This is a genomic window from Microcoleus sp. B4-D4 (assembly GCF_036705185.1).
Classification (GTDB): Bacteria; Cyanobacteriota; Cyanobacteriia; order Cyanobacteriales; family Microcoleaceae; genus Microcoleus.
The window spans coordinates 183,701-203,194 of sequence record NZ_JAUBTX010000008.1; the positions used below are offsets into that span (position 1 = coordinate 183,701).

Sequence of the window (19,494 nt, forward strand, 5' to 3'; positions counted from 1 at the left end):
ATATTTGCAACGCTCCAAGGCAAAGAAAATGTCAGAAGAACAACTAAACCAACCAACTCCAGAAGCGTCTCAATCTCCGAAAGCGGAGGTTGGCGAGGCGGCTGCAAAGTCTGCCGCCACACCCAGCCAAGCTCAAAATGCCAGCAGCGCTGTTCCCAAAAATCAGAAAATCAAAGCTTTGATTTTCTCAATTCGGAATTTGGGGAAAAAAGGGAAAAATGTAGCAGCAGAACCCCCGTTGCAGCCCCAAAGGCCGATCGCGCCCACCGCTTCTGACTCAGCAACAGTAACTCCTCCGGCTGTTGCTGCAGAAGTTAAAGCGGAAGTTAACAGCGTTCCCCCGCCAAAAGTTGCGGTAAAATCCGATCGTAAAAAGTCTGTATCAAAACCCGCAGGCGACAGTTTTTTAGAGAAAGTCGTTGTACTTTGGCAAAGTATTGTGCGGTTAGTGCGATCGCTGCTACCGCCTTTTGTCAGCGCCAAGGTGTCAGATCCAATTTTAAACGCTTCCTTAGCAGCAATTCTCATCGTTGCAGTCGGTTTAACCTTCAACAGTTTCTCAGCAAAACCGCCGGAACAACTAGCAAAAGCGCCTATTGCAGCACCGCCGCAGTCCCCGCCTACCTTTGGCGATTTTTTGCCGGACACAGCCAAATCACCAGAGGCGATCGCAAATTCTCAGCCAACATCCGCTGAATTCAAAAGCAAATTGCCCGATTTAGTCGCACCAGAAAAAGCGCAACCGCTAGAAATTATCCCGCCACCACTAACGCCGGAACAGTCTTTGATTGCTGCAATTCAAACTCAAGTTGCTGACATTACCGATCGACTTGGCGGCGGTTTAGTTAGGTCTGTTCAAGCTGATTTCTCCATCGGCCTTTTGACTGTGAATGTCGCTGAAGATTGGTACAATCTCAGCACAACAGAGCAAAATCAGCTAGCAAGTAAAATGTGGAAAGAAGCTAATGCACTCGATTTCAGCAAGTTACAAATTGCCAATTCCGAAGGTAAATTAATCGCTAGAAGTCCAATTGTTGGTTCGGAAATGATTATTTTAGAAAGAGGGATTAATTAGATTTTTAACTTTTTGTATCTGTAAACCGTCCGAGCATTTTTAAATTATAGGACGCAGAATCAAATTATGTAAGGTGTGCATTACACACCTTACCGCTGTTAATTTTTTTAAGAAATCGCACTTTCTTGGAAGTGATATCAATTCCGTTAGGATCGGAATTATTCATTTCTCTCTGTGTTCTCTGTGTTCTCTGTGTTCTAGCGCCGGTTAAATCATTCCGATGCAACCGGAAACGATATGAGACAATTGGTAGGGGAAAACTTTTGAGCGCACTGATAGCAAAAAGGTGCGCCTCGCGCACCCTACATCAAAAAATATGAACAATAAACAGTCAACAATTAATATCAAATCCTCTCTTCATCGGAATAGTAAATTCACTGTTGACTGTTGACTGTTGAGTGTTAACCGTTAACCGTTAACAGTTAACATCATGTATGAGTGCAACCGGAATTGATATAACTCATGACTAGAAAGGTTTATTAGTAGGTTTAAAACCCTGCTTTTTAAAATAGGTTCGGAATACCTCTTGAGCAATTGGTGCCGCCGAAACCGAACCAAATCCGCCGCCTTCAACAATAACTGCGATCGCAACTTCCGGCTTGTCAGCGGGAGCAAAACCTACATACATAGAATTGTCAGGATGTCCGGGCATTTCCACAGTTCCAGTTTTACCAGCACTTAAAGGAATAGTACCGTCATTCATCGCGCGGGCTGTACCTTTTTTCACCACGTCAATCAATCCTTGTTTAACGACGTTTAAAGTTGCCGGCTTAATACCTGTTGGAATTTTTTTAGTAATAGGCGTATTGGTTTGAGAAGCCAACAAATGCGGCTGTACTCGCGAACCGCCGTTGGCAATAGTTGACACCATCACAGCCAATTCTAGGGGAGTACAAAGTACCAAACCTTGACCGATCGCCATTGTCACCGTATCGCCCACATACCAATCTTCCCCATACATTTTCTGTTTCTCTGCTGGGATCGGAACTTGACCGTGATTGGCTGCATCCAACCCCAAAAGCTCTAAATTAATAGCACCGCCAATGCCCATTTTTTTAGCCCATTTCGCCATTTCTTCCGGCCCGGCTGCCATGCCTACTTGATAGAAAAACGTATTGCTGCTGTAGGCCAAAGCGTCCCGGAAACCGATAACGCCGTAACCGCTACCGTGTTCGTTAAAGGAAATTCCGCCGATGTTAATTGAAGCAGAACTTACCAAAGTCGAGTCAGGAGAAAACTTGCCCGACTCCATCCCTGCTACAGAAGTTACAATCTTAAAAGTGCTGCCGACTGGATAGCCTTGAACTGCCCGATTTAAAAATGGTTTGTCTGGCCCTTGTAGTCGATCCCATTCTTTTTGAGTTACCTTGCGAGTGAAAATATTGGGGTCAAAGGTAGGCCAACTAGCCATTGTTAAAAGCGCTCCGGTTTTCACGTCGATCGCCACAACTGCACCCAGGCGATCGCCCAAAGCTTTTTCCGCAGTTTTCTGCATATCTAAATCTAAAGTTAGCTGCACCGGTTTGCCGGGAATAGGATCTTTTACACCCAAATCTTGGATTTCCTCGCCCTTAGCATTCACCTCGATCAAACGGTTTCCCCAAACGCCTTCTAAAGTTTTATTGGCTAATTTTTCAACTCCCATCTGACCGACAATCATTCCCATCGGATATGTAGGATTAGCTTTTAATTCGTCTAAAGTAGCTTCGCCGACGTATCCCAAAAGGTGAGCTGCTAGTTGCTCGTTGGGGTTATCTCGACTCGATTCTGCGCGAATTTCAACTCCCCGCAAAGTATTAGCTTGTTCTCCCAAGGCGACAAAAGTACCGACATCGATATTTTTACTAATTCGCACTGGGAGGGCAGATTTGTAGCCTGCTTCTTCGATTTTTTTGATAATTTCGGCTGCGGGAAGTTTGACGATCGGGCCGAGTGTGGCGGCGACTTCTTGCCAGTCTTTGGTCGATCGCTCTTTCGGCCACAGATAAACCGATCGAGATACGCGGTTAGCCGCAAAAATTTTGCCGTTGCGGTCTAAAATTTGACCGCGATTAGCTGCGACAGAAACAGGGCGAATGCGGTTATTTTCCGCCCGCTGTCGGTTGTATGCTCCCTGTACCAGTTGCAGTTCTGCCAGACGAAATACCGGCAGCGTCACCAAAGTAGTGACTAGCAGCATAAAAACCATCACTTGGAACGATCGGCTGCGCTGGCGCGTACCATTATCCAAGGCATTTTTGTCGAATCGGACGTGAGATTTAAAAGAAAAATCGCCAGCCATATTAATTAATCTGCTCTTTTATTCAACTAACAAGTAGATGCAGTTGCCATCCGGATTATTTAGCAGATACAGGCATTATAACTTCTCACTCTTTAGTGACAGACACAAATTCTGCCGGTTGGCAGACGAATTTACCGGATTTTTTGATTAAGGTAGATTTTAAATATCAGGTTTTTGTGACAATTCAACTTTTAAGGAGGTACAGGCGCTATGGAACCGCTCGATTTTTTGATTGCTTGGCTGGTGACGGGCAGCAGCTTGCTGCTAATTTCTCAACTGCCGATCGGTGTGGAAATTGACAGCACACCGAAAGCCGTAATTTCCGCTGCGGTGTTGGGATTGTTGAATGTTTTAATTTTGCCCATTCTGAAAACAGTTTTTTTCGTGCCGAACTTGCTGACGCTGGGATTGCTTTCCGGCGTCTTTGCTTTTGTGATGAATGCGATCGTTTTTGCCTCTGCTGCGAAGCTAGTGGAAGGATTTCGCTTGCGGATGGGCCTGTGGAGCACGGTATTGGGGGCGATCGCCCTGGCAGCAGTTAGCAGCTTTATCAATAGCGCGCTGATTTAGCAATTTCCCCAGAAAAAGGGCGATCGAAATCGCCCGATATTTCCACACATTACCTTGCGCGTTTCGTTTCTCTAGAACCGATTTCAATCGCCGAATATTCCTTATTCCTTCTTCTTTCTCCCTTCTTAGTTGTCCCCTATTCCCTCTTCCTTCTTCCTTCTTCCTTCTTACTTCCCAATCACCGACTTATAGGCTGTTACTTTGATGTCAATTCCAGTAATATCTGTGCCGACAACTACAGCGGCGGCTCCTAAGTGTAATGCTTTTTTTGCCATTTCTGGCCCGGCGATTCCGCCTTCGCAGATAACTGGAATCTTAAGCTTTTCTACCATTTGGGCGAGCAAATCAAATCCGGGCGGCGAGAAACTTTGCGTCTGGGGAGTGTAGCCAAAAAGAGTAGTTGCGACAGTATCTGCACCAGCTTGGGCCGCCGCGATCGCAGCTTCGATCGTGTCTACATCCGCCATCACCAATTTCCCTAATTCGCTGTGAATTCGATCGATTAACGTTTTTAACTCTTCGCCAGCAGGACGGTTTCGCAAAGTCGCGTCAACGGCGATAATATCGGCTCCAGAAGTGGCGATCGCCCGCGCGTCTTCAAACCGAGGAGTAATGTAAATCTCGCATCCCGGCAATTGCTGCTTCCAAATCCCAATTATCGGAGCCGATACCTGTTTTCGCACCGCCGCAATGTGAGCCGGAGAGTCAATCCGCACCCCCGCAGCCCCTCGATTGACAGCGGTGCGAGCCATTGCCGCAATGACGATCGGATCGTGCAGCGGCGAATCGGCAGGTGCTTGACAAGAAACAATTAATCCTGTAGGAATTTGACAATTAATCATGGGGAATTGGGAATTGGGAATTGGGAATTGGGAATTGGGAATTGGGAATTGGGAATTGGGAATTGGGAATTGGGAATTGGGCGGAGCGAAGCGGAGGGATCGGGAATTGGGATTTTTTTGTAATTTATTCCCTGTGTCCTATGGAACTCAAATAAGCGTTAAGTTTTGGTAGTAATTTATCAACAATTGGTTTAAATTTGCTTACTTCTTCGCTTGTGATAAGTTGTCTAGCTTATGCTAATCTTAACCAGTTTACTGTTTCGTACAAAGAGCCTAAGCGCAATTTTTACAAAACGCCGATTATCTTGGTCATTATAACGACCTCTTCCTTCAGCAATATTAGCACATACACTATCAGCAGACCGAACGATCTGTTTGCCCATCGTATCTTTTGTGAAATAATCCCATTTTTTAACAATCTCCCAAATCTCATTCGCCAAACTTTCCGCCAACTTATAAACCTCTAATTCCTCAAAATCAGGTCTTCCCATAATTACCTCAAAAACTCAATTATATTAAATGCCCAATCCCTCCGCTTCGCTCCGCCCAATGCCCTGCGCGGGCCCATGCCCCATCCCTCCGCTTCGCTGGGCCCTGCGCGGGCCAATGCCCTGCGCGGGCCCATGCCCCATCCCTCCGCTTCGCTGGGCCCTGTTTGGCCCATCCCTCCGCTTCGCTGGGCCCTGTTTGGCCAATGCCCTGTTTGCCCAATGCCCAATGCCCAATGCCCCATGCCCCATGCCCAATTATCCATTACCAATCCCCACCATTAAAGAAAGAATTTTGTCTAGCAATTGCTGAGGGTGAATCGGTTTAGCCAAACAATCGTTAGCTCCCGCTGTCACGAAAGATACTCGATCTGCAGGAATTTCCTGGGCGCTTAAAGCCAGGATTTTGAGATTTTCAGTAGCTGGTTTTTGGCGCAGTTGTTGGATTATTTCGCAGCCATTCATCCCTGGTAAACGCATATCTACAATCACAGCATTCGGTTGCAAAAGTTCAATTTGTTCTACGGCTGCCGAACCTTCAATCATCCACACTACTTGCAGTCCTGCTGCTGTCAGGATATCGCAAATGAGCATGGCAGTTTCTTCATCTTCTTCGACGAGTACGATGCTGCCTCGCAGGGAGGAGGAGTGCAGCGGTAAAGATGAATTGGATTTTTCATATTTGAATTTTGTGGATTCATCTTTGCTTTTAGTTTGACTCGGTATAAAAACGGTAAAGGTAGAGCCGACATCAACTGTAGAGTTGACTTCGATCGCGCCGCCGTGAAGTTCTACTAACTGTTTGGTTAAGGCCAATCCCAGACCGGTACCGCCGTATTCGCGGCGGTAGGGGGAATCTAATTGCTGGAATTTTTGAAACAAGAGCGATCGCTGATTTTCGGGAATTCCAATGCCGGTATCTTTGATTTGAAACACAGCGGTGCTACCTGCAGGTGCAGTACCCGGCTGTCGCACTGCAGGCGTTTGATTTTTATCTTCTGTCACCCAAACTCGCAGGATGACTCGCCCGCCTTCGGGAGTAAATTTGATCGCATTTCCTAAGAGATTGAACAGAATTTGTCTCAAGCGGCGCGGATCGGCGGTGAAGCGATCGCACTCTTGTTTTACCCGCTGTTCTTGTATTAATTCTACTCCTTTAGCCGCAGCTTTTTCTTTGAGGGCGTGCAGGCTCTGGGAAGCTAATTTAGAAATTGAAAATTCACTAATTTTTAAGATTGCTTTTCCCGCTTCTACTTGCGATAAATCTAAAATATCGTTGATTAATTCTAATAAGTGGTCGCCGCTATCTCGGATAGTTTGCAGGTATTGTCGTTGCTTTTGCAGCGGCACTTGTTTGGTGCCAACTTTGCCGTAAGACCACCGCAACAGCGTGTCGGAAATGCCGATGACGCAGGTGAGGGGAGTCCGCAATTCGTGGCTCATAGCTGCCAAAAATTCGCTCTTGGCGAGGCTGGCAGACTGGGCGGCGACCAGTGCATCGCGCAGTTCTCGCGTGCGCTCTATGACGCGCTGTTCTGAGGTGCGCTTTTGTTGCTGAACTTCTGCATAAAGTTCGGCTTGGTAAATGGCGATCGCCAAATGTTCTGCTATTTGTCGCAAAAATGTTATTTTGCTTTCTTCCCACTCCCGCACAGTAAACTGGTGGGCAATTAGCAGCCCCCACAAGTCGTCTTGAACTACGATCGGCACTAGCAATTTCGCCCGCACCTGAGCCCGCCGCATCAACTCTAAAAAACAAGGGTGCGAAGAGTAAGTTTTTTCGACATCCGCGACGCACAAAGCCAAACCTTTGCGATACTTCTCTGTGTCGATGACTCCATCGGGAAAACACTCGGCACCTTCACTAAAATTTAGTACAGACGAGATAGCGTCGCTGGCTAAAGCTTCGTAGGTGACGCGACCTAAATACAAGAAATACTGGGAATTTTCTTTGACTTCGCCAGACGCAGAAACCTCTGCCAGTATTTGTTTACTTAATTTGCCCTCGGGCGGTGCCGGCACTTTTTCAAATTGATAAATTAACAGGCGATCTACATCCAAAAACTCTCGCACTCTCGAAACTGCTTTTGACAAAATGACAGGCAATTCCAAACTCTGGCGGATTTGAGTTGTCACCTGATTCAAAAGTCGCTCTTGTGCGAGCTGCTGCTGCAAAGCATCTTCCACTGGCTGACAAAATTGAATGCAGGAATTTGGCATTTCTTCTGCGCGATCGCCCACTTCGGTCATCTGGTGCTGTAGCGTTTCGGGAGCGATCGGTTGGGGCGCGGAATTTTCCTCTATTTCCGTTTGGGCTTGTAGGGGCTGGTGATTGTTTTTGCTGGCATCGATTGCGAGAATATCCAGCAAATTTAGGGTAAATTCGCTTTGAATAACGGCCGAGTTTGGCTGTATATTGTTAATGGCTTGTTTGAGGGTACGAATATTAATTTTTCCCTTGGTTCCGGGCGTTATTTGGGCGATTTTTGCTACTATGGGAGAGAGGAAATTTGCGATCGCCTCTGGCTCAAAAGTCAACTCCACATTTAATTGCCAATTGAGATATTTTTCGCTGTGTTTGCGTTCGTTTGTTGCAGCAGCATCTAATGGCTTCCCCCGCAGCAGCGCGCTAAACCCATCTGATATTACTGCTGCAAACCGTTCCGACGAGTTTTCCCGATTTTCAGTAAAGGCAGGAGCATCGTCCGCCAGCCAAATCGCCCCCGGGAGTTCAGCCATTTGCTGTAACAACTGGTAAGCAGCCTCAAAGGTTGCTAGTGGCAAAGTTCGACTTAAGCTTTTTGGTTTCAATCTAGGTATTTTTCCGGTTGTTTTCAAGAACACAAGATCGAGCCCGATATTTTAGGGACGAAACCGGGGCGCAGCAGGCGCGAACGCTCCCAAAGACTTGAGATGAAAGTAATCAGAAGGCAGGCTCTCATCAGGCCCGCGAGTAGGAGAGTACATTTCTCCCTATAGTTGTGATTACTTTAAACAATCTTATTCCAGTATAATATCAATATATAATTTGTTAACTTCTACTTAACACTATCCGGGTAAATGAGCAATCCAACTCAACTCACCCCCGATTTCACTATCGGACATCTGCCGTCTCACCACTGCCAAGTGAGTGCTGCAACTCTAGGACAGGTAGTCGCTGAAAAATTCGAGCAAGAACCAGACCTGCCGGGAGTAATTATTACTCACGAATCGCAGGTGTTGGGAATGATTTCTCGTGTCAAATTTCGAGAGCAAATGATTCTTCCCGATCGCGTAGAACTTTACGGGCAGCACCCGATTCGCTCTTTGTTAGATTTTATCAGAATTCCGCCTTTGGTGATGGAGGAAAACTGGAAAATTGACGATGCCGTGCAAGCCTCTCTCAACAGGCAAAAAGACTTGATTTATGAACCAATTATTGTGGTAATGAAAAACCACACACTCCGCCTTTTGGACGTTCAAACTCTGGTAATAGCGCAATCTAAAAATTTAGCGCAAGCTTACAAAATTATTCAAAAATACCGAGCAGAAAAACAAAAATATTTGGCGATAATTCAAAAAGAGCAAGCCCAAGTTCGCGAATATCATAAGCTTTTACAATCCCAACTTCTGGAAACAGAAAAATCGCAAAATACTCCCAGTTCTCAGGAATTGGCACTGGCAAAACAAGCCGAACAAATTGCTCAAATGAATCGACGATTTGTGAGAATTGCAAAGTTGATTTCTTCGGAGGGCCGCCAAGCATTTCAAGCTACTTTTCAAGGTGCTAATTCTATTTGCAACAATACAGATAAAATTTTGGGAGTTGGCAAAGCAATAGCTAACGATCTAGAAACAGTTAACCGCACTTCCAGAACCATCCGGGAGGCGATCGAACAAGTCAGGCATTTAGCAGTACAGGTGGCTGTAGTTACTAATCAGATGGAAAGCAAGCCCAACGGTCTTGGCCAAGTGAGTTTAGAAATTGGCCGACTGGCAAGTAAAACTTTTGAATTGGGGACTCAAATAGAGCAAATTGCCAGCCGGTTTAAACTTCGCGTTCACCAACTCACGGAGGCGGCAAGAGCTGGTGCTAATGTGGCAAAATTCGTGACCATCAAGATCGATCGTGCCGAAATGGCGCTGTTAGAATTGGAAGAATTAATAGCAGAAAAAAATCCTACTTCATTTATAGATACTCAAGAATCTTTAGGTGTCAACAAAAGTGTTACAGCCCATTCTTTAGTTAAAGATATAGAACACGCAGAAATCGCGGTTTCTGAATTAGAACAAATAGTTAAGCAGCAAAATTCTTCGCAATATCTGATCGAAAAAATTCAGCAGGCTCTGAAGTCAAAAAAGCCCTGAAATTTTAGCAAAAATATGGTAATAAATTGAATTTTTTTCCAAAATTACAAGCATAATAAAACTTTACATTTTGACTGTTGAAAAAATACTATTTGTTGGAGCGAGGTGAAACAAATTAAAATAAGAGTTGGAAAAGGCTATTGAACATGGGTGTCAACTTAATCTCTTGTGCCGTGCCGATCTATTGTTTGACGGGCAGAACCCCCTGCGCCCCTGTTCCCTTGGGAGAAGAGTGTTTAAAGTGAGTATTGTTGAGGGTGATTAGTGGGTATGCTCCCCATCGAGACCAATCGGACGAGAGATACAAAAGACCTCTCATAAAAAGCCTGTACAGAGCAGGCATCCTCGACACTCCACAAGAATTGTTCGAGAGGTATCAAGAAGTTACAATTTCATTTGACATGAGGCAGGCTATTGAAATCCGCAAACATTGATCGCAAATTCCACAAACAGCTTAATTAAAAGGTGATATTTATGAAGATTTTGCTAGTAGAAGATGACACAATTACAATTAATTTGTTAACTCAATCGCTCAACGCTCACAATTACAATGTGAATGCGGCAACAGACGGTGAAACAGCATTACATTTGGCGCGGGCTTACGATTACGACTTGATTGTTTTGGATGTGATGATTCCTAAATTAGACGGTATTAGTTTGTGTCGTAAATTGCGATCGTCCGGCTGTAAAATGCCGATTTTACTGCTGACGGCGCTAGATAGCAGCAGCAATTTAGTTGAAGGTTTAGAAGCTGGTGCAGATGATTATGTGGTCAAACCCTTCAATCTGAAAGAATTAATTGCTCGCATTCGGGCTTTGTTGCGCCGGGGTAAGGCAAGTTTGTCGAGTACAAATTTGACTTGGGAAAAACTGGAAGTCAACCCGGATACTACGGAAGTCACTTATGCCGAAAAGATGCTGCATTTGACTCCTAAAGAGTACAATTTGTTGGAACTTTTTCTGAGAAATCCCCGGCGCATTTTCAGCCGCAGCGCTATGCTCGATCGCATTTGGTCGTCCGGCGAATTTCCTCAAGAAGAAGCCGTTACCGCTCACATCAAGGGGTTGCGGCACAAACTGAAAGCAGCCGGGATGACGGTAGATTTAGTCGAAACTGTGTACGGATTGGGCTATCGGCTCAAAAGTCTGCCGGAGGATATGGAGAACCAAAAAGTTCTCCAGGAAACGGCAGAAACTACTAGAAGTCAAGAGAGTTTATCTGCTGAATCCAGCGGGCAGAATCAGGAATTAAATAATGAGGAGCGCCACTTGAAAGTCCTGAGTGCGATCGCCCAAATTAGGGAAAAGTTAAAAGTCGATTTTAGCGAAAAGGTGTCGATATTCGATCGCGCGATCGCTCAACTCAAAAGCGGAAGCTTGGAGGGCGAACTGCGGCGGGAAGCTCAGGAGCAAGCTCACAAATTAGTCGGTTCTTTGGGAACTTTAGGGCTGCCGAAAGGTTCGGAAGTGGCGCGCAAAATCGAACATTTGTTCAAGGCTGAAAATGTCTTAAAACCTGGGAATGCTGAGCTGATGGAGGAATTTCTGGATTTGCTCAAACAGGTATTCGATCGCCCGCCGGAACCTGAAACCGAGCCTGTTGCTCAGGTTGTCCAACAATACCGCATCCTGATCGTTGATGATGATACTTTGCAGAGCGATCGACTAAAAATAGCCGCCTCCGGTTCCGGCTTCGAGATAGAAGTCGCAAACTCTCCGCAATCCGCAAGAAATGCGATTTCTCAACGGCCTCCCGACGCGATTTTGCTGGATTTGACCTTTTCCAGAACTCAGGAAAACGGACTTAATCTCCTAGCCGAACTCCGCAGTGAAAAGCCCGAAATTCCGGTGATGGTTTTTAGCGGGCACAATCAATTGAGCGATCGAATAGAAGTTGCTCGTTTGGGAGCTTCCGGCTTTTTACACAAATCAATTCCCGCAGCAGATATACTCAAAGCAGTCGCCCAACTCCTCGACCATACGGACTCTACAGAAGCCAAAGTTATGGTGGTAGATGATGACGTGCATCTATTGGCTGTACTGAAAGTGATTCTACAACCTTGGGGATTTCAGGTGACAACATTAGATAATCCAGAAAAATTCTGGGATGTACTCGAAACCACTTGTCCCGATTTGCTAATTTTAGATGTGGAAATGCCCGGTTATAACGGTATTGAGTTGTGTTTGGCAGTACGGAACGATTTGCGTTGGAGCAAGCTCCCAGTCCTATTTTTGACTGCTCATTCCGAGTCGGAAATAGTGCGCCAAATGTTTGTTGCGGGTGCTGACGATTACGTGAATAAGCCGATCGTAGAACCGGAATTGATTGCTCGCCTCCTGAACCGTTTGGAACGAAGCCAACTCAGACACAGACTGTCTCTGACACAGGGTTAAGCTTAGTCTCGATTCTCCCAGCGCCCTCCTTAAGAAAGATGCCGATCGAGCATAGCTTTTTAAGGAGGATTTAGCGGGATCTAATCTCGACGGTAAACCAGAGATACAAAGTTTTCAGGGGATTCGTGAGATCAATCATGCAGCAGATGTCCGAAACTGCCAATCCCAGCTTTCACCCAGAGTTGGGATGGTTAGGTTGTGTGATTGGGAGCATCTGGTGTTTTGCAAAAAGCATTTTTTTGTAGTGCGAACGTCCCCGCTCGCGTCTTGTACCACTCGCGAGCTCTTGAGGTGCTCGCACTATAAATGCAAAACTGAGATGATCCCGTGCGATTCGGATGCGTGTCGATCGATGTTTGATATCATGTAGGTCGATTACCAAAACAAATACTGTTCCCGCGTGTCCACAAAAGTACCCAATATTGAGCCTGTGCAAGTCCGCACGCGCGAACCTTATACCATTTTTCTAAAGATTTGCTATGGATGAAGTCATAGCCCCCCGATGCTTTGGGGGGTTGGGGGGAGGTAGTATGTAGCGCTACTTTATGAAATTGGTATTACTGCGGTCAATAGACCAGACTGGATATGACCGACAGGCAAAAACACAAACTCATTTAAAAACATATTTACAAAAACACGAAAGTAATGGTATTACCCTCAGACAAAGCCGCTCTCAATGACAGCGAATACGAATTAATTTACGCACCGGGTTCCATTCAACCTCACGGTATTTTATTGGTGCTAGAATCTCCGCTGTTGAAAATTTTGCAAGTTAGCAACAATACTTTTGAGGAACTCGGCATTGACCCCGAAGCACTTTTGGATCATTTTTTACAGGAATTTGTTAAAAGTGAGGAAATTGAGGCTATTGAAAAAGCTTTATTGGGAAACAGCTCTCAACGTAATCGTATTACATTATCATTCAAAAATCAAAAGCGCCAGTCTGTTTTTGAGGGAACGCTGCATCAATCAAGTTCAGTATTAATTGTGGAACTAGAGCCGATTGTTGCGCCCAAAGCTAGCGAGTGTTTCAATTCTGATGATTTGATTCAACAGCAGATTGACAAAATCCACAACACGCCAAACCTGCAAGCGCTGTGTCAGACAGCAGTTGAAGAAGTGCGGAGAACGATCGGTTTCGATCGGGCGGTCGTCTATCAATTTGATGCCACCGGTGCCGGGAAAGTCGTCGCCGAAGACAAAGTAGAAAATTTAGCTCCTTTATTGGGGCTGCACTATCCGGCTACCGATATTCCCCACCAGGCCAGAAACCAGTTCACGATGAATTTAATTCGGTTTATTCCCGATATTCACTATCAGCCCGTACAACTAATTCCTCACTGCAATCCGCTGACCGGTCGCCCTCTGGAGCTGGAATTTTCTTTGTTGAGAACAGTTTCTCCTTGCCATCTTCAATATCTAAAAAATATGAAGATTGGCGCTAGCATGACTGTGACATTAATGAAAGACCAAAAACTCTGGGGATTAATCGCCTGTCACCACCAAACACCAAAGTATCTCAACTACAGAACAAGAAAGACTTGCGAATTACTAGCCAAATTTGTCAATTTAGAACTAAACTACAAACAAGATAGCGAAGATCGAAACTATGCAATTTCTTTAAAAGAAATTTGCCGTAAATTTATCGCAGAATTTTCTCAAGAAAACTGTTTTGTAGAAGGTTTACTTAAATCCCCAGAGGCATGGCTGGCATTGGTGGGGGCTACCGGTGGAGTTGTGTGTGCCAATGAAAATTTGATCGCTACCGGCAAAACCCCGGAATCAGGAGAAATCGAGAAGTTAATTGCTTGGATAAAACCTCAAATAAATAATGAAATTTTTTATACAGATTGTCTGGCAAAACTGTATCCGCCAGCCCAGAAGTTTAAAGAAGTTGCTAGCGGTTTGCTGGTGATGGCTTTGTCGGAAATGCAAAATTATTATATTTTGTGGTTCCGTCCCGAAGCAATTCAAACTGTCAATTGGGCAGGTCAACCAGACTGGCCAATTGAATTTAAACCGGATGGTAGCAGGTTGATGTCTCCTCGCACTTCCTTTGATTTGTGGCAAGAAACTGTGAGGTTAAAATCTTTGCCTTGGCAGCAGTGCGAAATTGAAATTGCCCGAGAACTGCGAGTGGCGATTGCTAGCATTGAGTTGCGGAAAATCAACCAGCAGCTTAACTTAGCTTTGTCGGCTACCAAAATCGGATTTTGGGACTGGGACGTGCAGAAAAATCACATTGTTTGGTCGAGGGAACACCAAGAGTTGTTTGGTTTGGTACTGGGAACTTTTGCCGGAAATTATGAAAATTTTGTAGCCTGCATTTACCCAGAAGATTTAGAAAGTTTGGAGAATGCTGTGAATGTGGCGCGAGTGCAGCGATCGAACTTCTGTCACGAATACCGCGTGATTTGGCCTGATGGCAGCATTCACTGGATTGAGGGGAAAGGTAAGTTTTTTTATAGCGAAGCGGGCGATGCAGTGCGGATGGTGGGGACTGTTAGAGAAATTACCGATCGCAAAGCTAGAGAATTAGAGTTGCGTTTGTTGGAATCTGCAGTCACCACAACTAACGACGCGGTGTTAATTACCGAAGCTGAACCGATTGACGAACCGGGCCCGCGAATTCTGTATGTCAACCCAGCTTTCACGCGGATGAGTGGCTATACCCTAGAAGAAGTTTTGGGCAAAACGCCACGCATTTTGCAAGGAGAAAAAACAGATAGAGCAAGTCTAGATAGCATTCGGACAGCTTTGAAAAATTGGCAGCCGGTGCGGGTTGAGTTGATCAATTACCGCAAAGACGGGACGGAATTTTGGGTAGAATTGAGTATTGTTCCCATAACCAACGAAAGTGGTTGCTTTACCCATTGGGTTGCCGTGCAGCGCGATATTAGCGATGCCGTGGCGGCAGCTACGCAACGCAAACAAGCTGAAGCCGCCCTCCAACAGCTCAACGAACGGTTAGAAATGCGAGTTTTGCAGCGAACCAGAGAACTAGAAAATTCTCAAGCAGAACTCCGGGAAAACGAAGCTTTATTTCGCTCTCTGAGCGAGAGTTCCCCCGTGGGCATTTTCAAAATCGATGGTGGGGGACAATGTACCTATACAAATCCGCGCTGTCAAGCAATTGGTGGCTTCACAGCAGCAGAAGCTTTGGGAAGCGGCTGGATGCAGTTTGTTCACCCGGAAGACATTAAACTAATTCGGTCTAAATGGTCGGAATCGCGATCGCTAGAAGAGGTCTTTTCCTGCGAATTTCGCCACGTCAAACTAGACGGAACAATCAGGTTTTGTTGGCTAAAAACAGCTCCGATTTTTTCCAACCGAGGTCAACTAATCGGTCACGTCGGCACAGTCACGGATATCACAGAAAGCCGGGAAATTGAAAAAATGAAAAATGAGTTTATTTCCATTGTCAGCCACGAACTACGAACGCCGCTCACTTCAATTCACGGTTCTTTAGGTTTGCTGGCTGCTGGGGTACTCAAAGACAAACCGGAAACGGCCAATAAGATGTTACAAATTGCGTCGAACCAGACCGAACGGTTAGTGCGTTTGGTCAATGATATTCTCGATTTAGAGCGGCTAGAATCGAGCCAAGTTACGATTATTAAGCAGTGGTGCGACGCGGAGGTTTTGATGCGGAAGTCTGCGGAAGCTGTGCTGTCTGTGGCGGCCGAAAATCAAATTAATTTATCGATTTTGCCCTCTTCTGCACAAGTTTGGGCAGAGCCCGACAGAATCGTTCAAATGCTGGTAAATTTGTTGAGCAATGCGATTAAATTTTCGCCGAGCGGGTGTACAGTAACTGTCAGGGTTGAAGATTTGGGCGATTCCCTACGGGATAGCTACGCTTCACGAGTTTTATTTGAAGTCAAAGATCGGGGTCGGGGGATTCCTGCCGATCAACTAGAAACTATCTTTGGACGATTTCAACAGGTAGATGCTTCTGACTCGCGCCAAAAAGGAGGTACGGGTTTGGGTTTGGCTATCTGTCGCAGCATCGTACAGCAGCACGGCGGCAGAATTTGGGCCGAAAGTGTTGTTTCTGAAGGCAGCAGTTTCTATTTCACGGTGCCTGGACCGTTTGAAAGCGAAGGGGAAAAAAGTTAGCTAATAATCTCGGAAAAAAGCGACAATATCAAGGTAAAACCCGCTAAAATCGCGGTAATTTCCTTGCAAAAATCACGCAATTATGTTAATAAATCGGGTTTCTGCGTCCAGGAAAATCCTAATTCGGCTGTTTTCAGAATTTCCTCATTTTTTTGATTTAGCTTTGAGATCGGGTGATTGGTTACTTTAAACCCTGATTCCCCAGAAGTTTCACAGATCACCTCGGGGAGTCCGGGTTTTTTGTGGCGCGTAAATTTGAGCGAACTCTACACTATGTGCGCGCCGATAACTGTTGTTGAAGTTTCCGAGACTTGCGTCAAGCACCGGTTAAAAACCCGGACTGTCGAATGTAGCGAAGTTTTTTTTAGGACTGGCGCGCGGGCGGCAATCACCTTGATTTTTCACGAATTACAGAGTCTGCAGCCGACAGATTAGGTAAAAAACCCGGGTTTCTGCGCTAGTGCGGTAATGCCTGCTGGGGCAAAAGTATATTCATCAAAAAAAAATGATAGTCTTCATAATTCCCTCAGATTTTTTAGATATTGTTTGTTTTAGGTTCTACAGTTGAAGGTCACACTCTCAGCAGTATCCCGCTGCCGAAGAAAAAACCTGCAGTCTGGGGAGTCGGGGTCAGGGATGGTGCTTTCGATTAACTGGTGCCACAGCATAAGTTTTTGAAAGATTGTGGAGATTTGTTAAATGTTAGACCGGGTATCTTCTAAAGATAGCGACCACATTTTGTGCTATTACCCAAATACTACGAACCAAATTCAGGTGGTTCGGATTGGGAACATTCCTAATTGGTACTTTGAAAGGGTGGTGTTTCCGGGAGAGCGACTGATGTTTAAAGCTGCGGTAGAAGCAGTCTTAGAAATTCACACCTGCGCCGTAGCAACTGCTATTTTATCGGACAAGATTCCGTGCTACGTGCTGCGGGTTATAGAAGAGGTTAGTTCTGAGTTTGATCTGGTTGTTCCTAAAGAAAAAAGTGCGGTATTGTCGCGCTAAAATTAAGGAGAAATCCGAACAACTAGCACGGGAAAAAATATTAGTTAAGTAGTGTTTTAGGACGGGAAAATGCAGAAAAATCTTGTCAATATGACCTTGGCTTTAGTGACAGAGGAAGTAGAAATTATCTTGGGGTCTTATCCCAAGTATCCTTACCAAGAAGCTTTTTCCCCTTGGGGCTTGCGGCAGGATTTGATTGCTTACGTACTCAGCCGAGTTCCTAATAAATATATTGCGATCGACTCCGGTGAGTCTCTCAACCAAAAAGTGCAGATTCGCTGTTCTTCAGAGCAGTTGCTGCACATAGAAAATTTGATTCATACTGGGATTCGCGACGTGCTGCACAGCTATCAGAAGATAGATTGTGGCGTTTGGGAACAAGTTAAATCTGGTGAGAGGGTTGCTAGTTGGTAAGAATAGTTTTCGCTTGATGGGGGAGATGCCGATCGGCTCGGCACTCTCGGTTGAGCGATCGAGCTATAATTGTGTACCTGTTCGATCGCGATTAACACTTTTGGTAATCCCCGCAGCCGTCGCAGGGGCCATTAGGTTTGACAGCACAGCGGAGAATTTCCGATCGAGCGTTAAAGCGACAGCTAGGATCTCCGATAATCCAGATACCGCTGACAAATGTTCTTTCCGTCGGCGGTGCGACAGACTGCACGTACAGGGCAATTTTTTGCAGTTGGTAGCGGCCGGATTTGAGTTGATAGCGGTGGTGGCGTTCCAAAACAGCATAGGTTTGTTCCTCGAAATCTAGATAGTTCCCCGGTTGCGGTGTCCAATCGAGCCGAATACTGCCTAAAGATTGGCGGGGGTGAGATAAAATTAATTCTACTGGTAAAGTATTTTGTTCCATGTGGCGGTCTGGCAAGCTAGTATACGCTGATGCTATCGCACTCACAGGTTCGATCGAGATGCGGTGGAGATTCTGAACGGATTTTAAAGGTTTGCGGGACTTGCGGTGCGTTTGTAGTAAGGACTTCAGTCCTCGGATCTCGATCGGGCGCGAGCTCGCTTAGGTGCTCGCAGGCTTTAAATGCAAAACACAGATGCTCCCGATGAGGACGGTCATCCTGACTGGGAACAAAACCGGATTTTGTGCCATCAAAATTCCCAAAAATATGCCATTCCTTCCATGATTCCTCCAGCGCCAGCAGAGCGAGCTAAATAATGATTGTTGCCGCCGAATTCGCGATGCCATGCTAAGAGTTCGGACATAGCGTTAGCGACGATTACCCCCCGAACATCTTGTTCAAACATACTGATATCGTTGCCAGAATCGCCGCAGACTAATGTTAACTCTGATGGAATTTGCAGGCGCTTTTGTAAATAAGTCAAGGCATTACCTTTATTGCTAGTTTCCGGTAAAATATCTACATCGCGATTGCTGCTAAAAATGATTTGAGCGACCAGTCCCGATGCTGTTAGTTTTTGCTGCAATTCCTGAAGAATCGAGCTGTGTTCTGTTGACGGTTCCAGACAATAACTGATTTTCCAAGGATTTTGTGCTTGTGGGGATTGGGGTTTAAGTTTCTTAAACTGCTGAGCTAAAGAGGCGATCGCCATTTTATCCCAATTTTGAGAAATATATTGAGCCCAATCTAAATCCAGAGTGCCATCTTGGTAAATCTCGCTACCTACACCTGCGATTAAATAATCCGGTGCTAGCAGTTGTTTTTCGGCAATTAATTCGCAAGTCGAAGCATGAGAGCGCCCGGTAGCGTAAACCAAACAAATTTGCGATCGCATAGATTGCAAGCGCTGGTTGAAAAATTGAGTTGCTTCGTCATCTCCGACTAGCGTGTTGTCTAAATCTGTAACTAACAAAAACTTCATTTTGGGAATTAATCAGTAGTCATCAGTGATTAGCGAGCGATTGCTTCCTCAAATTTTTTTAACTATTTATAAGAATTTGTTAAACAAAATACATTTGTAAGCAATCCGATCGTTTAAGATTGGCCAAATTTAATTTTTAACAAGTGGTGTGAGTGTTTTGGTGAATAATTTAACCTCCGTTAAAGCTTTTTGGCTGTCTTTCTTGATTTCTGGTGCGGCGGTGCCTTTGGGGTCGATCGCAGCCATAGCTCAAGTTCAGGATAGCTCAACTCCAGAAGTTGCGCTAGAGGCGAGTGCCGTCCCTGCGGCTACCGCCGACGCAGCGCAGGCTGCTGCATCTATTGAAATGCCTCAGTTAGCAGAGACTAACTCAGCAGATACTAACTCGGCAGTCGATCGTACTTTACCGCAAACAGATACAGATGCAGCAACGGTCGATCGTACTTTACCCCAAACAGATGCAGCAACGGTCGATCGTACTTTACCCCAAACAGATGCAGCAACGGTCGATCGTACTTTACCCCAAACAGA

The 19,494-nt window shown here is 45.4% G+C and carries 15 protein-coding genes and 1 pseudogene; 9 read left to right on the top strand and 7 right to left on the bottom strand.

Annotation, left to right across the window (positions count from 1 at the left end):
* Positions 1-28 precede the first annotated feature (28 nt).
* Positions 29-1,075 (top strand): hypothetical protein, encoded by a 1,047-nt coding sequence (locus QUB13_RS10135; protein WP_333380371.1) that lies wholly within the window; start codon positions 29-31, stop codon positions 1,073-1,075.
* Between the two features lie 466 nt (positions 1,076-1,541).
* Here the strand turns inward: QUB13_RS10135 and mrdA are convergent, their stop codons facing one another.
* Positions 1,542-3,356, bottom strand: coding sequence for a penicillin-binding protein 2 (gene mrdA, locus QUB13_RS10140; protein ID WP_333380372.1), 1,815 nt, complete (start codon positions 3,354-3,356; stop codon positions 1,542-1,544).
* A gap of 210 nt (positions 3,357-3,566) precedes the next feature.
* On the opposite strand from mrdA, the gene QUB13_RS10145 reads away from it, so the two are divergent.
* On the top strand, positions 3,567-3,926 hold the full coding sequence (locus QUB13_RS10145) for a phage holin family protein (RefSeq protein WP_333380373.1): 360 nt from the start codon (positions 3,567-3,569) through the stop codon (positions 3,924-3,926).
* Positions 3,927-4,093: 167 nt separating this feature from the next.
* Here QUB13_RS10145 and QUB13_RS10150 read toward each other — a convergent pair whose 3' ends face one another.
* Entirely contained in the window at positions 4,094-4,768 is a 675-nt protein-coding gene (locus tag QUB13_RS10150; RefSeq protein WP_333380374.1) for an N-acetylmannosamine-6-phosphate 2-epimerase, read from the bottom strand.
* On the opposite strand from QUB13_RS10150, the gene QUB13_RS10155 reads away from it, so the two are divergent.
* Entirely contained in the window at positions 4,754-4,891 is a 138-nt protein-coding gene (locus tag QUB13_RS10155) for a hypothetical protein (protein WP_333380375.1), read from the top strand. The two genes, QUB13_RS10150 and QUB13_RS10155, sit on opposite strands and share 15 nt — an antisense overlap.
* A 104-nt stretch (positions 4,892-4,995) precedes the next feature.
* On the opposite strand, the gene QUB13_RS10160 is transcribed toward QUB13_RS10155, so the two are convergent.
* Genes QUB13_RS10160 through QUB13_RS10170 form a run of 3 tightly spaced genes read right to left on the bottom strand, consistent with a single transcriptional unit; the run spans position 4,996 to position 8,067 of the window.
* Positions 4,996-5,259, bottom strand: a complete 264-nt coding sequence (locus QUB13_RS10160; protein ID WP_333380376.1) for a four helix bundle protein — start codon at positions 5,257-5,259, stop codon at positions 4,996-4,998.
* A 2-nt stretch (positions 5,260-5,261) separates the two neighbouring features.
* Positions 5,262-5,522, bottom strand: a complete 261-nt coding sequence (locus tag QUB13_RS10165) for a hypothetical protein (RefSeq protein ID WP_333380377.1) — start codon at positions 5,520-5,522, stop codon at positions 5,262-5,264.
* On the bottom strand, positions 5,515-8,067 hold the full coding sequence (locus QUB13_RS10170) for a hybrid sensor histidine kinase/response regulator (RefSeq protein ID WP_333380378.1): 2,553 nt from the start codon (positions 8,065-8,067) through the stop codon (positions 5,515-5,517). The genes QUB13_RS10165 and QUB13_RS10170 overlap by 8 nt, the downstream gene beginning before the upstream one ends.
* A 249-nt stretch (positions 8,068-8,316) precedes the next feature.
* Here QUB13_RS10170 and QUB13_RS10175 point away from each other — a divergent pair, with 249 nt between their 5' ends.
* The 5 genes from QUB13_RS10175 (at position 8,317) to QUB13_RS10195 (ending at position 17,538) form a co-directional block, all read left to right on the top strand.
* On the top strand, positions 8,317-9,603 hold the full coding sequence (locus tag QUB13_RS10175; protein ID WP_333380379.1) for a chemotaxis protein: 1,287 nt from the start codon (positions 8,317-8,319) through the stop codon (positions 9,601-9,603).
* Positions 9,604-10,077: 474 nt separating this feature from the next.
* The gene (locus QUB13_RS10180; protein WP_333380380.1) at positions 10,078-11,997 is read left to right on the top strand and encodes a response regulator; all 1,920 of its coding nucleotides are present in this window, start codon (positions 10,078-10,080) and stop codon (positions 11,995-11,997) included.
* A 645-nt stretch (positions 11,998-12,642) separates the two neighbouring features.
* Positions 12,643-16,116, top strand: coding sequence for a PAS domain S-box protein (locus QUB13_RS10185; RefSeq protein WP_333380381.1), 3,474 nt, complete (start codon positions 12,643-12,645; stop codon positions 16,114-16,116).
* A 699-nt stretch (positions 16,117-16,815) separates the two neighbouring features.
* Positions 16,816-17,124 (top strand): DUF1830 domain-containing protein, encoded by a 309-nt coding sequence (locus QUB13_RS10190; RefSeq protein ID WP_333380382.1) that lies wholly within the window; start codon positions 16,816-16,818, stop codon positions 17,122-17,124.
* Positions 17,125-17,193: 69 nt separating this feature from the next.
* Positions 17,194-17,538: a late competence development ComFB family protein gene (locus QUB13_RS10195; RefSeq protein WP_333088531.1), complete on the top strand. Its 345-nt coding sequence runs from the start codon at positions 17,194-17,196 to the stop codon at positions 17,536-17,538.
* 91 nt (positions 17,539-17,629) lie between these two features.
* Here QUB13_RS10195 and QUB13_RS10200 read toward each other — a convergent pair whose 3' ends face one another.
* Together QUB13_RS10200 and QUB13_RS10205 are read right to left on the bottom strand one after the other, a co-directional pair.
* Positions 17,630-17,983 (bottom strand): DUF6464 family protein, encoded by a 354-nt coding sequence (locus QUB13_RS10200; RefSeq protein ID WP_333380387.1) that lies wholly within the window; start codon positions 17,981-17,983, stop codon positions 17,630-17,632.
* A gap of 248 nt (positions 17,984-18,231) precedes the next feature.
* Complete coding sequence (locus tag QUB13_RS10205; RefSeq protein WP_333380383.1) at positions 18,232-18,963, bottom strand: sucrose-phosphate phosphatase; 732 nt, start codon at positions 18,961-18,963, stop codon at positions 18,232-18,234.
* Between the two features lie 160 nt (positions 18,964-19,123).
* On the opposite strand from QUB13_RS10205, the pseudogene QUB13_RS10210 reads away from it, so the two are divergent.
* Positions 19,124-19,494 (top strand): annotated as a pseudogene (locus QUB13_RS10210) (iron uptake porin); the annotation flags it as partial.